Genomic DNA, 13,714 nt, shown 5'->3' with positions numbered 1-13,714 from the left:
CTTTTGCGTGCGGTTGAATTCCGGCATGGCAGAGCAGCTGAACGGACTGGCCGACGACCGTGCCCTGTTGGGCCGTACCAGCACCGCCGAGCGGGTCGCGGACATCCTCAGGAGCCGCATCGCCGAGGGGTACTTCCCGCCCGGAACGCGGCTGTCGGAGGACGGCATCGGCGGTGCGCTCGGCGTCTCCCGCAACACGCTGCGCGAGGCGTTCCGGCTGCTCACGCACGAACGGCTGCTCGTCCACGAGCTGAACCGGGGCGTGTTCGTCCGCGTGCTGACCGTCGAGGACGTCGAGGACATCTACCGCACCCGCCGGCTCGTCGAGTGCGCCGTCGTGCGCGGGCTCGGCGACCCGCCCTACGCGCTCGGCGCGCTCGCCGAGATGGTGGAACAGGGGCGCGCGGCGGCGCGCGAAGGTGACTGGAAAGGCGTGGGTACGGCCAACATCCACTTCCACCGGGAACTGGTGGCCCTCGCCGCCAGTGAGCGCACGGACGAGCTGATGCGCAGCGTCTTCGCCGAACTGCGGCTCGCCTTCCACGTCGTGGACGAGCCACAGCGGCTGCACGAACCGTACATCGCCCGCAATGTCGGGATTCTTCAGGCCTTGCAGGACGGGGACCGCGACAAGGCCGAGGCGTTGCTGGCGGCTTACCTCGAGGTCTCGCTGGAACGGGTCGTCGAGGTGTACCGGCGGAGGGTCGGCGGGGACGGCGAGGACGGCCGGCCGGCGGTGTGACGACCGTCGCGCCGGGGCAGAACACGGTCGTTTGGGTGGTTGTCGGACCGAGGACCTAGTCTGTGCACCGTGACTTCGCCTGCATCGACGGACAGCGTTCCGCCCCAGCTCAGCGCGGGGCCGCGGCCCGCGCCGGGCCCGGCCGCCGACGAAGGGCTGGCGCGGCGGCTGCGCGCGCTCGCGTGCACCGCGCCGCTGCACGACCTCGATGTGCGCAAGGCCAATCTCGCCGGCGAGTACTCGGTGTACGGCATGGCGGAGATCGCCCTCGCGGCCATCGACCTCGTCACCCTGAACATGGACTTCGACACGGGCGCGGACCACGACCAGGTGGTCACCCGGCTCGTCCCGCGCATCGCCGCCCAGGCCCCGCGCCGCCCCGCCGCCGAGCACGAGCGGGTGGCCCGCTGGGTCCTGGAGAACCTGATCAACGTCGGCAGCGTCGACCGCGGCTTCCGCGCGGTGTACGGCGTGTTCGGCGCGGACGGCACCTATGTGCGCCGCGACTACGACTTCAAGCTGATCGAGGAGGTCCCCGGCCCCGGCGGCACGGTGTACCTGCGAACGACCGACGAGGCCGTCAACGTCCTGGTCGGCGCCCTGGACACCGACGTCACCAGCGCGCAGATCGCCGCCGAGGTCAAGCTGGAGGTGCTGATCAGCCGGGGCAGGCTCGCCGACGCCCAGCTCGCCGCCGAGCAGGCCCGCTACCGGACCGTGCAGTACTCCGAGACCCTGCGCCGGGCCCTGGACGCCACCCGCCGCAACGTCCGCGCGGTGGACTGGCTGAGCGCCGTGCCCGACCTGATCGCCGAGGCCCTGGACCACGTGGCGGACCGCTACCGCCACGAGAACGCGATCCTCACCAACATCCGCAGGGCCCGCGACGAGACCGAGGAACCCGAGCACAAGCGCCGGGCGGCCGAGCTGGTGGACATCGTCAAGGACTGCATCCGGCGCCACACGCAGCTGCAGTCCCGGCTGCTGGAGGCCGGCCCGCTGTTCCGCGCCGAACAGGACCGGCAGGCCTTCGCCACCCCCACGTCGGCCTCGGGCACCGACCTCTACGGCCACCTCCTCGCGCCCCTGCTGCCGCTGCCGGTGGAGCGGGCGGCCCGGGTCACCGACGCCTTCTTCGCCCACGGCACCGGACTGCGCACCCCGGTGTCCGTCCGGGTCGCCGATCTCGTCGAGATCCTGCTGACACCGCCCGTGGAGCGGGAACACCTCGGTGCCGAGATGCCCGAGCCCGACCTGATCGCCACGCCCGACGACAGCCGCTTCAGCGAGGAGCAGCTGGCGGCCGCCACGGAGCTGCTGGACCTGCCGGCCGACGCACCGCGCCGGCTGTCCGGACTGCTCGCCGACGCCCGCCGCCGGGACCCCGAACTTCCCTACCTGGTCGCCCTGCTGGCCATCCACGCCGCCAGCCCTCCGGTCGGCACCGCCTACCGCCAGGGCGAGCGGAAGCTGCTGTTCGCCGTGGACGACGGAACCGACCTCGACGACCCCGAGTTCGGCGGCGCCGACCTCATCGTCGGCACGGCCCTGCTGGACGCGGCGGGGATGGCCGCGGACCGGTCGGAGGCGGCATGACGGAGGAAGAAGCCCGCACCGAGATGTCCCAGAGCAAGGAGCCCCGACCGTGACCGAGCACGTCGAGTGGAGTGAGCCGGAGGCCGCGGCCGCACCGGCGAGCGCCGCCGTCACGCCCGCCGACGCCGCCGACGCGGCACGGCTCGTCGCCTTCGGCCTCCAGCCCAAGCTCCAGCCCGCCCGCGACCAGGAGTACGCCGACCTGCTGCGCCGCTACCGCGAGGACCCGCCGTTCGCGCGGCTCGCCGACGCCGTGGCCACCGGCCTCGGACTGATCGTGCTGGAAGTGTCCCCGCGCGCCGGCATGGCCGTCACCGCCGCCGAGGACTCCGTCTTCGCCGTCCGCATGGGCGACTACGCGCGCCGCACCTCCGCCGACGGCGGCGACCGGTTCCTGCACGGGCTCGCCCACCTCGCCGTCGCCGCCATGGCCTTCCCGCGCCCCGAGGACCTCGCCGACGACGGCTACATCGGGCGCGTCACGGTCAACGGCGTCGACGCCTTCGTCCGCCAGGCCTGCCACCGGCTGGAGGAGCGCGCCGCGGAGCAGGGCGAGAACACCGACCCGGCCAGCGACGCCCCCGGCCTGGAGGCCGCGTGGCGGATCTGGTCCAGACGCAGCTCGACCGGCGCCACCAAGGACGCGCGCCGGCTCGCGGGATCGACCACCGGCATCGTCGCCAAGGCCGTCGGCTTCCTCACCGACTCCGGCTTCCTGCAGCGCACCGGCGACGACAACGGCGGCACGTACCGCACCACGGCCCGCTATCAGCTCCAGGTCCGGGACATGGCGGGCGGCGCCGCCATGGCCGAACTGCTGGAGCTGGGCGTCGTCCCGGTCACCGACGGGACACCCACCCTGCTGCCGCCCGAGGACGGCGACGACCTCGAGCTGGTCGCCGACGCCGGCCTGCCGTTCCACTCCGCCTGAACCCCCGTCTCACGAAGCCTCACGAGAGTCCGCCATGTACGAGCTGTCCCGGGTCCGCCTCTACTCCATCGGGCCGGCCGGTGCGCGCTACGCCGACACCGTGCTCGACCTGCGCGGTGTCGGCGGGGTCGTGCCGGAGCCCGCGCCGACGCAGGCGGAGTTCTTCGAGGAGGAGCCCGTCGGCCCGCCGCGCCGGCCCGCACCCGCCGGGGTGCTCTTCCTGGAGAACGGCGGCGGCAAGTCGGTCCTGCTGAAGCTGATCTTCTCCGTGATGCTCCCGGGCCACCGCAACACCCTCGGCGGCGCCAGCTCCGGTGTGCTGCGCAAGTTCCTGCTCGCCGACGACTGCGGCCATGTGGCGCTGGAGTGGCAGCACGTGCAGACCGGCGAGTGCGTCGTCGTCGGCAAGGCCAGCGAGTGGCGGGGCCGCCAGGTCTCCAACGACCCGAGGAAGTTCGCCGAGGCCTGGTACTCCTTCCGGCCCGGCCCCGGCCTCAGCCTGGACAACCTCCCCGTCGCCGAGTCCACGGCCGTACGGCCGCCCGTCGAGGGCCAGTCGGGCGCGCGGGGACGCCGCCGCACCATGAAGGGCTTCCGGGACGCCCTCACGGAGGCCGGCAAGAACTACCCCCACCTGGAGGTGCACTGGGAGGAGACCCACGAGCGCTGGACCGAACACCTCGGCGACCTGGGACTCGACCCCGAGCTCTTCCGCTACCAGCGGGAGATGAACGCCGACGAGGGCGAGGCCGCCGGCCTCTTCGCGGTCAAGAAGGACTCCGACTTCACCGACCTGCTGCTGCGCGCCGTCACCGACACCCGGGACACCGACGGACTCGCCGACCTGGTCGGCGGCTTCGGCAACAAGCTGGGCCGGCGCGCCGAGCTGATCGCCGAACGCGACTTCACCGCCGGGTCCGTCGATCTGCTGGGCCGGATCGTCGAGGCCGCCGAGACCCGCACCCGGGCACGGGAGATCCACACCGCCGCCGAGCGCCGCACCCGCACCCTGGCCCGCCGGCTCTCCGCACGCGGCGCCCGGGAACGCGTCCGCGCGGCCGACCTGGCCGGGCGGGTCACCGCCGCCGCGCACGCCGTCACCCACGCGGAGTCGGCACGCGGGCACAGCGCGCTGATCTCCGCCGAACTCGCCTACCGGCACGCCTCCCTGGCGCTCGCCGCCGCCGAGAAGTCCGCCGCCGCCCAGAAGCGCGAACTCGCCGACGCGCGCACCCTGTACGCGGCCTGGCAGGCCGCCGAGGCCGTACTGCGCCACCGTGCCGCCGCCGACCGCGTCGCCCGGGTCTCCGCCGCGATCCAGGAGGCCGAGCGGGACGCGGCCCCCGCGCTGGCCGCGCGCGCCAAGGCCGCCGTCGACCTGGTACGCGCCCTGCACGTGGCCGCGCAGAACGCCGAGAACCTCGCCAACGAGGAGGAGGAGCGGTCCGCCGCCCTCCAGGAGGTCAGCGACGGCGCCTACCGCGACTCCACCACCGCCGCCACCGAGGCGCAGCGGGCCCGCAGCGAGGTCGGGCACCTGCGGCAGCGGCTCACCGAGGTCGAGCAGGAGACCGCCGAGGCCGTGCGGGCCGGCTGGCTCGACGACAGCGCCCCGGACGCAGACCCCGCCAGGGCCGCCCTCGCGGCCAGCGACGCCGAGAAGACGGCGGTCGCCGCCTGGGACACCGCCCGTGAGGCGGCCCGCCGGGCCACCGAACACGCGCGGGAGGCGGCCGCCGCCGAGAGCCGCGCGGAACTCACCGCGGCCCGCGCGGCGGACGCGGCCACGGCGGCCGAGCGCGCCCACGAGGGTGAGCGCCGCACGGCCGAGGCCCTCGCCGCCGAACAACGGCTGGCGGAACTGCTGAGCCTGCCGGGGGCTTCCGGCCGGCGGCCGGCCGGTGTGCCGGGACAGCGCACGGACACGGACCGCGCCGCGGGCGGCTCCGAGGCCGGGCCCTCCTCCGGCGAGGGCGTCCTGACCGCCGAGGAACTCGACCGCTTCGCCGACGAACTGCGCGAACTGCTCGACGACGCGGTCTCCTCCGCCGAACGGCAGCTGTTCGACCTGCGCACCGCCGCCGCGGACGACGCCCGCATCCTCGGCGCCCTCGGCGACGGCGGGCTGCTGCCGCCCGGCCCGGACGTGCTGGCGACGGTCGAGTTCCTGGGCGAGCACGGCATCCCGGCACTCCCGGGGTGGCGCTACCTGGCCCAGGCCGTCGACCCCGCCGACCACGCGCGCGTGCTGGCCGCCCGCCCCGAGCTGGTCGACGGTGTCATCATCACCGACCCGGACTCCCACCTCCGTGCCCGCGAGGCACTGAGCGACGCCGCCCTGCTGCCCCGGTCCGCCGTCGCCGTCGGCACCGCCGCCGCCCTGCTCGCCCCCACCCCCGCGCCGGGCACGGACACCGGGGACGTCTTCCTCGTACCACCGAACCCGGCCATGCACGACGAGTACGCCGCCGACGAGGAGCGGCAGGCGCTGCGCGCCCGGGCGGCCGAGCGGGACGAGGAGATCCGCGCGCTCGCCGCCCGGCTCGGCAAGGACCGTGAGCTGGCCGCGCGGCTCGCCTCCTGGCGCACCGGCTGCCCCGCCGGGCGGCTCACGGAGCTGGCCGGTACGGCCCACGAGGCGCGGGCGTTCGCCGAGGAGTCCGAGGCCGAGCTGACCGAGGCGCGCACCGTGAGGGCGGAGGCCGAGGAGGCCGCCGCCGAGGCCGTCGGCGTCCGTGACGAGCGGCAGGAAGCCGCGCAGAAGGCCCGGCGCGCGGCCGACGCCCTCGCCGGACTCGCCTTCCGGCTGCGCGAACGGGCCGGCTGGCAGGTCAAGCTGCGCGAACTCGCCGACGACGCGACCGAGGCGGAAGCCCGCGCCCAGACCTGTCTGGAACGGGCGCGCGCCGCCGACGAGGACCGGCGCGGCGCCCAGCGTGCCGCCGACGACGCCCGGCGCACCGCCCGCGCGCTGCGCGCCGAGCGCTCCGAGATCGCGGGCGCCCCCGACGACGTGCCCGAGGACGGCACCGGAGCGCCGCAGGCGTCCCTGCCCGCTCTGCGCGAGGCCTACCGCGCCGCCTCCCAGGTGTACGAGAAAGTCGGCGTCGGCGCCGATCTGCGCGCCGAACAGGCCCGTGCGGAGAGCGACGAGAGCGCTGCCCGCGCCGAGCTGGACCGGCTCAGCAACAAGGTCCGCACCCGCGCCGAGCAGTTGCTCCAGTCGCCCGACGGCGCCGACGGACCCAGCCGGCAGGCCGCCGCCGCCCGCGCCGATGAGCTGGTGCAGCTCCTGGAGACCCGCATGTCCAGTGCGAGCGAGCAGCTCGGACGGCTGCGCGGCGAGGCCGAACGGCTCGCGCCCGAGGACGGCGAGGCGCACACCGGGCTCCCCGAGGACCTGGTGCCGCGTGACGCCGAGCACGCACAGGCCCTCCTGCGCACCGCCACCACCGAACTCGCCTCCCGCAGCGAGGCCCTGAGCCAGGCCCAGGAGGCCCACGCCGAACTCCTCGACGCGCACCGCGCCGCCGAGGAGGCGGCCGGCGGCTTCGACGAGATCGCCGCCATGCTCCGCGACCTGCTGCGCGAACACGCCCCCGAGGAGGAGCAGGAGCAGCCCGAGCCCTACCCGGGTGGTCTGGACGAGGCCCGGCAGTCCGCCGCCGAGTCCCGCCGCTCGCTGCGCGGCTGCGCCGCCGACCTGTCCGCCGCCGAGTCCGCCGTGCGCGAGGCGAGCGACATCCTCGTCCGCCACGCCAACTCCACGCGCTACGAGCAGGTTCGCACGCCCGCGCGCCAGCAGATCCGTGAGCTGCCCGCCTCCGCGCTGCCCGAGCACGCCCAGAAGTGGGCGGACGCCTTCGCACCCCGGCTGCGGGTCCTCACCGACGAGCTGGAGCAGCTGGAGCGCAACCGCGACTCGATCGTGGACCGGCTGCGGGGCCTGGTCGAGTCCGCCCTCGCCACCCTCCGCTCCGCTCAGCGGCTGTCCCGGCTGCCGGAAGGCCTCGGCGAGTGGTCCGGACAGGAGTTCCTGCGCATCCGCTTCGAGGAACCCGACCAGGCCACCCTCACCGAGCGGCTCGGCGAGGTCGTCGACGAGGCGACCCGGGCGGCCGTCAAGAAGAACTCCGACCTGCGGCGCGACGGCATGTCCCTGCTGCTGCGCGGGGTCGCCGCCGCCCTCCAGCCGAAGGGCGTCGCCGTCGAGATCCTCAAGCCCGACGCGGTACTGCGCGCCGAACGCGTACCCGTCGGCCAGATGGGCGACGTGTTCTCCGGCGGCCAGCTGCTCACCGCGGCCATCGCCCTGTACTGCACGATGGCCGCGCTGCGCTCCAACGACCGCGGCCGGGACAGGCACCGCCATGCCGGCACGCTGTTCCTGGACAACCCCATCGGCCGCGCCAACGCCACGTACCTCCTGGAGCTCCAGCGCGCGGTCGCCGACGCGCTCGGCGTCCAGCTCCTCTACACCACCGGTCTGTTCGACACGACGGCGCTCGCGGAGTTCCCACTGGTCATCCGGTTGCGGAACGACGCCGACCTGCGGGCCGGCCTGAAGTACATCAGTGTGGAGGAGCACCTCCGGCCGGGACTTCCCCAGCAGGACCCGGCCGAGGAGGCGCACAGCGAGATCACGGCGACCCGCATGTTCAAACGGCCCGCGGCGGCGAGCGGCTGATCAGGCGTCGCCCCGGAGGCGGCTCAGAAGCCGTAGCCCATGCGCCGGGACAGCTCGGCCGCCGCCGTCGCCGTCCGGCTGCCCAGCTCGGGCAGCCGGTCCGCACGCAGCCGGTACACCGGCCCCGAGACGCTGATCGCTGCGATCACCGTGCCGTCGTGCGAGCGGACCGGCGCCGCGACGGCTGCGAGCCCCAGCTCCAGCTCCTCGAGCGTGGCGGCGTACCCGCGCCCGGTCACCGTCTCCAGCTCACCGCGCAACTCCGATGCCGTGGTGACCGTCCGTTCCGTGAACCGGAGCAGCGGGCGCGCGAGGTGGCCCTCACGAACCGCGGGTGGCAGGTGGGCCAGGAACACCTTGCCGCCGGCGGTGGCGTGCAGCGGAGTGCGCCTGCCGAGCCAGTTCTGCGCGGTGACCGACGCCGTACCCCGGGCCTGCATGATGTTGACGGCGGCATCGTCGTCCAGCACCGCTATGTTCACCGTCTCGCCCAGCTCGTCGGCGAGTTCCCGGCACACCGGGACACCCTCCTGCGAGATGTCCAGCCGCACGGCAGCCGCCCCCGCGAGACGCAGCACACCGGCACCCAGGTGGTACTTGCCGCGGTCCTTCGTCTGGGACACCAGCCCGCGGTTCTCCAGGACACCGAGCAGCCGGAAGGCCGTGGACTTGTGCACGCCCAGTTCACCGGCGATCTCCGTGACACCCGCCTCGCCGTGCCGTGCCAGGATCTCCAGCACGCTCACCGCACGGTCCACCGACTGCACGGCACTCGTCGTGCCCCTCCCGTTCTTCCCGGGCTGTTTCCGCTCGCCGGTCATGGCTCGGCTCTCACCATCTGTCGGCCCGGTGCGGGCCGATGCCGGCCGCCCTCGCTGCGACGGGCACCCGCCCGGGAACTGGTGCGCGCGGCGCCCGTAGGCGCGACACGCGCGCCCTGAGCCTACCGAGAGCCCGTGTTCCGGTGGGTGCGCCGTCAGGGGTGCGACAGCTGCCCGGCTCCGCCCCGCCGGCGTATTCGCGCCTGCGCCCGCTGGGCGGCCCGCTGCTGACGGCGGGCGCGGCGTCGCTCGCGCCGCAGGGCCCGCGCGGTGCTGCTGGGCGCGGACACCACGCCATTGCGCTGATTCCAGACCTGGCGGGTCACCCAGACGTCCAGGACTCCCCAGGTCGCCAGGATCGTACTGACGACACTGCTGATGACCATGGGGAACGCCAGCCAGGACCCGGCCAGCGTGCACAGGAGGGCCACCATGGCCTGAATCAGCGTCACCGAGATGACGAGCACCGCCCGCACGGCCGCCGTCCGCACCGGGTCCGGCAACCGGCGCCGCCGGGCCGGCTCCTCGACCCACAGCGGCCGGTAGGAGGCCCTCCCGCCGAAGCCGCCGCGTTCGCCGTCCGTCCCGCCCCCGGACGCGGCTGCACCGGGTTCGGGCGCCCCGGCGTCCGACCGCGTCGTCACCTGCGCCGCCGCGCCCTCCTCGGGCGCCTCGCGCCGCTCCGCCGTGCCCATCAACGTGTCACTCCCCACCGCCAGCAGACCGCTCGCTCCTGTCCGAAGACCCGGTTCTCCAGTGGCTGCCCGGCTTGCGCTCTTCTACGCCGCCCAGATGCGGAACACGGCTCTTGTGGCCGATTCCGCCCCCATTTCCCACAGAGAAGGACGAACGGCGTGCCGCGAAGATTCCCGACCGGGAAAGGAATCGGCCAACCCTGCCCGCGCGTCCGGGAGATCGGCCCGAGGGACGCACCCCCGATTCCGGGAGGCAATCTCCCGCAATGCCCGGACAACTCGCCATCTCCCGCCCCTGGCGCGGAACTACAGCTTCCGGACGGCTCTTAGAGTTCACCCCGGCCCGGTAGTAGGCTCGCGCCGTTTGTTGACGCACGTGTGTGCCCCCGGCCGGCCGGGGGCCGAGCTGGGGGAGGCCATGCGCTTTCGCGGGAAGTCCATCCGCCGGAAGATCGTGGCGCTGCTCCTCGTGCCGCTGGTGTCCCTGACGACGATCTGGGCCTTCACCACGGTGCTCACGGGCCGCGAGGCAAGCCATCTGTTCGACGTGTCGTCGGTGATGGAGGATGTCGGCTACCCCGTCGAGGACACCGTCCGCGTCCTTCAGCAGGAGCGCCGGCAGACCCTCGTCTATCTCGCCGACCCCCGCGCCTCCGACGGCCTCGCCGCACTCCGGCGCAGTCGCACCGCCACCGACGAGGCGGTCGCCGACGTCCGCAGGAACGCGGCGAACGCCGATGTGCGCGAGGCCATGCACGGAGACTCCGGCGAACTGAGCGCGGTGCTGGACTCCTTCGAGGGCATAGAGTCCCTGCGCCGCAGCGTCGAGGACGGCACGGTCAACCGTTCTCAGGCCCTCGACCTCTATAACCGGCTGGTCGACCCGTGCTACATCCTGCTGGCCAATCTGCATGTGGTCGACGACGTCGAGCTTGACAAGCAGTACCGCGCCCTCGTCGGTCTCGCCCGCGCCCGCGAGCTGCTCTCCCGCGAGGACGCCCTGCTCGGCTCCGCCCTGATCGTCGGCGAACTGTCCCGGGCCGAAGTGCGGGACATCTCGGACCTCGTGGCCCAGCGCACCCTGATGTACGACGCCGGACTGCCGCAGCTGCCCGCGTCCGAGCGCGACCTCTACGAGACCTTCTGGAAGAACGCCGCGTCCGCCCCGCTGCGCGTGGGCGAGGAGGCCGTCGTCTCCTCGGGTGCCAGGGCGCCCCGCGGGATCACGGCCAAGAGCTGGGACATCGCAGCAGGCAAGGTGCTCTCCGAACTCGGCACCCTCAACGACCGGGCCGCCGACCGCTACCAGGACCGCGTCCGTCCCGTCGCCATGGGCGTCATCACCCAGGCCGTCATCGCCGGTGTCCTCGGACTGATCGCCCTCCTGGTCTCCCTCGTCCTCTCCGTACGCGTGGGCCGCGGACTCGTCCGGGACCTGCGGCAGCTGCGCCTGGAGGCCCACGAGGCGTCCGGCGTGCGGCTGCCCAGCGTGATGCGCCGCCTCTCGGCGGGCGAACAGGTCGACGTGGAGACCGAGGTTCCGCGTCTGGAGTACGACAAGAACGAGCTGGGGGAGGTCGGCCGGGCCCTCAACACCCTCCAGCGCGCCGCCGTGGAGGCCGCCGTCAAACAGGCCGAACTGCGCGCCGGTGTCTCCGAGGTGTTCGTCAACCTCGCCCGCCGCAGCCAGGTCCTGCTGCACAAACAGCTCACCCTGCTGGACACCATGGAACGCCGGACCGAGGACACCGAGGAACTCGCCGACCTGTTCCGGCTGGACCACCTCACCACCCGCATGCGCCGGCACGCCGAGGGCCTGGTGATCCTGTCCGGCGCCGCTCCCTCCCGGCAGTGGCGCAAACCCGTCCAGCTCATGGACGTCGTACGCGCCTCCGTCGCCGAGGTCGAGGACTACGAGCGCATCGAGGTCCGCAGGCTGCCCAGGGTCGCCGTCACCGGTCCGGCCGTCGCCGACCTCACCCACCTCGTGGCCGAACTGCTGGAGAACGCCACGGTGTTCTCCCCGCCGCACACCGCCGTCCAGGTCCTCGGTGAGCGTGTGGCCAACGGTTTCACCCTGGAGATCCACGACCGCGGACTCGGCATGGCGGCCGACGCGCTTCTGGACGCCAACCTCAGACTCGCCGAGACCCCTGAGTTCGAGCTCTCCGACACCGACCGGCTCGGACTGTTCGTGGTCAGCCGCCTCGCCCAGCGCCAGAACGTCCGGGTCTCGCTGCAGCCCTCCCCGTACGGCGGTACCACAGCGGTCGTCTTCATCCCCGACGCGCTGCTGACGGACGACGTTCCGGACACCAACGGCGTCGGCTTCCGCCTCGACCGCTCCCAGCGCTCCACGGACCGCGAACCGGAGGAGAGCCGCCGCGCCGCGCTCTCCCAGGTGCCCGTCCAGCTGCCCCGGCTCCCCGCCTCGCTGCTGGACGGACCGGTCGAACTGGAAGCCCCCGTCGACCTGAACGGACTCGACGGCTTCCCCGGCGCCCCGGGCGACGAGGACAGCCGGCGCGGCGGCCCCTTCCGCCCCCGCACCGGCGCCCAGGAGGAGCGGCCCGGCCCCGAGTCCCATCGGCAGACCTCCGGCACGCCCGAGGGAACGGACCGGGGCGGGGACGACCGGAGCGCCCCGGTCCCCCTGGTCCGCAGGGGAGGACCCAAGCTGGTCAGCTCCCACGGACGCCCGGTCCGCGACGCGCGCACCCGTGCGGAGCGCACGGACGAGGAGGGCGCGTCCGCCGCGCCCACCCGGCCCGAGCTGGAAGCGGCGTCTCCGCTGCCGGCCCACCGCCGCGACGAGGACTCCTCGGGACGCCGGGGCCCAGGCCGCCCGGGTATGGAGGCGCTGTCCCCGCTCCCCGCACGCCGCCGGACCGAACGGCTCTCCTCCGCCACCGAGCGCGAACAACCGGACGCGGAGTCACTGCCCCCGTTGCCCGCCCGCAGGCGGGGCCCCGACCCCTCCCGGCCCAGGGCCGGAGCCGGGGACCGGAGCGACACTCCGACGCCCTCAAGCCCCGTGCGCAACGGCCCGCCGGAGCCTCCTGCCGGCCTTCCCCGGCGCACCCGCCGCCCCGCCCATGGGGCGAGCGGCCCCGACGACTCCTCACCGGCCGCGGGCGGCGCGGACACCGGCGCCGTACGACCCGGCGGCGGATCGCTGCCCCGGCGCGTCCGGCAGGCCAGCCTCGCCCCGCAGCTCAAGCGCAACGCCGAACCTCGGAACGAGGACAGGGCCCGGCCCGTTGAACGGGACGCCGACGAAGTCCGCAACCGTATGGCCTCGCTCCAGCGCGGCTGGCAGCGCGGCCGCGAGGAGAACGCAGCCGGCGACGAAGCCGACAGCGGCACAGCACCACGACGAACGACAGAGGGGGACGGTCGATGACCGCACCGAGGGCCACCGGCCACACCACGACCGACAAGGGGGAGCTGAACTGGCTCCTCGACGACCTGGTGGACCGCGTCGCCAGCATCCGCAAGGCGATCGTGCTCTCCGGCGACGGCCTGGCCACGGGCGCGTCGAAGGACCTCACCCGGGAGGACAGCGAACATCTGGCCGCGGTCGCCTCCGGCTTCCACAGCCTCGCCAAGGGCGTGGGCCGCCACTTCGAGGCCGGCGACGTCCGTCAGACCGTCGTCGAACTCGACGAGGCCTTCCTCTTCGTCACCGCCGCCGGCGACGGCAGCTGCCTCGCCGTCCTCGCGGACGCCGACTCGGACGTCGGACAGGTCGCCTACGAGATGACGCTTCTCGTGAAGCGGGTCGGTGTGCATCTGGGCGCCGCACCGCGCACCGATCTGCCCTCGGGCGGGTAGTGGAAGGACATGAGCGCTGACGGTCAGGGTAGAAGCCACTGGTTCGACGACGAGGCCGGACCGGTCGTCCGTCCGTACGCCATGACGCGGGGCCGCACCACCAGTGCGGTCCAGCACCGCCTCGACCTGATCGCGGTGGTCGTCACGGAGCCGCACGCGGACGATCCGGAAGCCGATCCCACGCTCTCCCCGGAACATGTGGACATCGTCGAACTGTGCCGCGACACCTCGCAGACGGTCGCCGAACTCTCCGCCGAACTCGATCTGCCGATCGGAGTGGTCCGGGTCCTCGTCGGAGATCTCGTGGAATCGGAATTGGTCCATGTGAACCGGCCGGTACCCCCGGCCGAGCTGCCGGACGAGAGTATTCTGCGCGACGTGATCAACGGCCTCCGGGCGCTGTGACCG

General features: G+C 73.9%; 9 protein-coding genes. 7 read left to right on the top strand and 2 right to left on the bottom strand.

What is annotated here, in order from left to right:
• Nucleotides 1-25 precede the first annotated feature (25 nt).
• From ACFY3N_RS20515 to ACFY3N_RS20500, 4 genes are all read left to right on the top strand, one after another.
• Complete coding sequence (locus tag ACFY3N_RS20515) at nt 26-742, top strand: GntR family transcriptional regulator (protein ID WP_390818120.1); 717 nt, start codon at nt 26-28, stop codon at nt 740-742.
• Nucleotides 743-811: 69 nt separating this feature from the next.
• Nucleotides 812-2,338, top strand: a complete 1,527-nt coding sequence (locus ACFY3N_RS20510) for a hypothetical protein (RefSeq protein WP_390818119.1) — start codon at nt 812-814, stop codon at nt 2,336-2,338.
• 49 nt (nt 2,339-2,387) lie between these two features.
• On the top strand, nt 2,388-3,269 hold the full coding sequence (locus ACFY3N_RS20505; protein WP_390818118.1) for a hypothetical protein: 882 nt from the start codon (nt 2,388-2,390) through the stop codon (nt 3,267-3,269).
• 34 nt (nt 3,270-3,303) lie between these two features.
• Nucleotides 3,304-7,956, top strand: a complete 4,653-nt coding sequence (locus ACFY3N_RS20500) for a hypothetical protein (RefSeq protein ID WP_390818117.1) — start codon at nt 3,304-3,306, stop codon at nt 7,954-7,956.
• A gap of 23 nt (nt 7,957-7,979) precedes the next feature.
• Here the strand turns inward: ACFY3N_RS20500 and ACFY3N_RS20495 are convergent, their stop codons facing one another.
• Both ACFY3N_RS20495 and ACFY3N_RS20490 read right to left on the bottom strand, forming a co-directional pair.
• Nucleotides 7,980-8,777: an IclR family transcriptional regulator gene (locus ACFY3N_RS20495; RefSeq protein WP_390818116.1), complete on the bottom strand. Its 798-nt coding sequence runs from the start codon at nt 8,775-8,777 to the stop codon at nt 7,980-7,982.
• A gap of 155 nt (nt 8,778-8,932) precedes the next feature.
• Nucleotides 8,933-9,472, bottom strand: coding sequence for a hypothetical protein (locus tag ACFY3N_RS20490; RefSeq protein ID WP_390818115.1), 540 nt, complete (start codon nt 9,470-9,472; stop codon nt 8,933-8,935).
• Between the two features lie 418 nt (nt 9,473-9,890).
• Between ACFY3N_RS20490 and ACFY3N_RS20485 the strand changes: the two genes are divergently transcribed.
• From ACFY3N_RS20485 to ACFY3N_RS20475, 3 genes are read left to right on the top strand one after another with little or no spacing between them, the layout of a single operon-like run.
• Entirely contained in the window at nt 9,891-12,875 is a 2,985-nt protein-coding gene (locus ACFY3N_RS20485; protein ID WP_390818114.1) for a nitrate- and nitrite sensing domain-containing protein, read from the top strand.
• Entirely contained in the window at nt 12,872-13,306 is a 435-nt protein-coding gene (locus ACFY3N_RS20480; RefSeq protein WP_390818113.1) for a roadblock/LC7 domain-containing protein, read from the top strand. Before ACFY3N_RS20485 ends, ACFY3N_RS20480 begins: the two co-directional genes overlap by 4 nt.
• A gap of 9 nt (nt 13,307-13,315) precedes the next feature.
• Nucleotides 13,316-13,711 (top strand): DUF742 domain-containing protein, encoded by a 396-nt coding sequence (locus tag ACFY3N_RS20475; protein WP_390818112.1) that lies wholly within the window; start codon nt 13,316-13,318, stop codon nt 13,709-13,711.
• Nucleotides 13,712-13,714: the final 3 nt, after the last annotated feature.

Source organism: Streptomyces sp. NPDC000348 (assembly GCF_042898795.1).
Classification (GTDB): Bacteria; Actinomycetota; Actinomycetes; order Streptomycetales; family Streptomycetaceae; genus Streptomyces.
The sequence above is the reverse complement of the archived record's forward strand: the minus strand, read 5'-3'. Positions and strand labels throughout refer to the sequence as shown.

Excerpts from the sequence above, each read along its gene's own strand:
- ACFY3N_RS20515 (WP_390818120.1), top strand. The coding sequence starts at position 26 with ATGGCAGAGCAGCTGAACGGACTGGCCGACGACCGTGCCCTGTTGGGC.
- ACFY3N_RS20500 (WP_390818117.1), top strand. The coding sequence starts at position 3,304 with ATGTACGAGCTGTCCCGGGTCCGCCTCTACTCCATCGGGCCGGCCGGT.
- ACFY3N_RS20495 (WP_390818116.1), bottom strand. The coding sequence starts at position 8,777 with ATGACCGGCGAGCGGAAACAGCCCGGGAAGAACGGGAGGGGCACGACG.
- ACFY3N_RS20490 (WP_390818115.1), bottom strand. The coding sequence starts at position 9,472 with ATGGGCACGGCGGAGCGGCGCGAGGCGCCCGAGGAGGGCGCGGCGGCG.
- ACFY3N_RS20485 (WP_390818114.1), top strand. The coding sequence starts at position 9,891 with ATGCGCTTTCGCGGGAAGTCCATCCGCCGGAAGATCGTGGCGCTGCTC.
- ACFY3N_RS20480 (WP_390818113.1), top strand. The coding sequence starts at position 12,872 with ATGACCGCACCGAGGGCCACCGGCCACACCACGACCGACAAGGGGGAG.
- ACFY3N_RS20475 (WP_390818112.1), top strand. The coding sequence starts at position 13,316 with ATGAGCGCTGACGGTCAGGGTAGAAGCCACTGGTTCGACGACGAGGCC.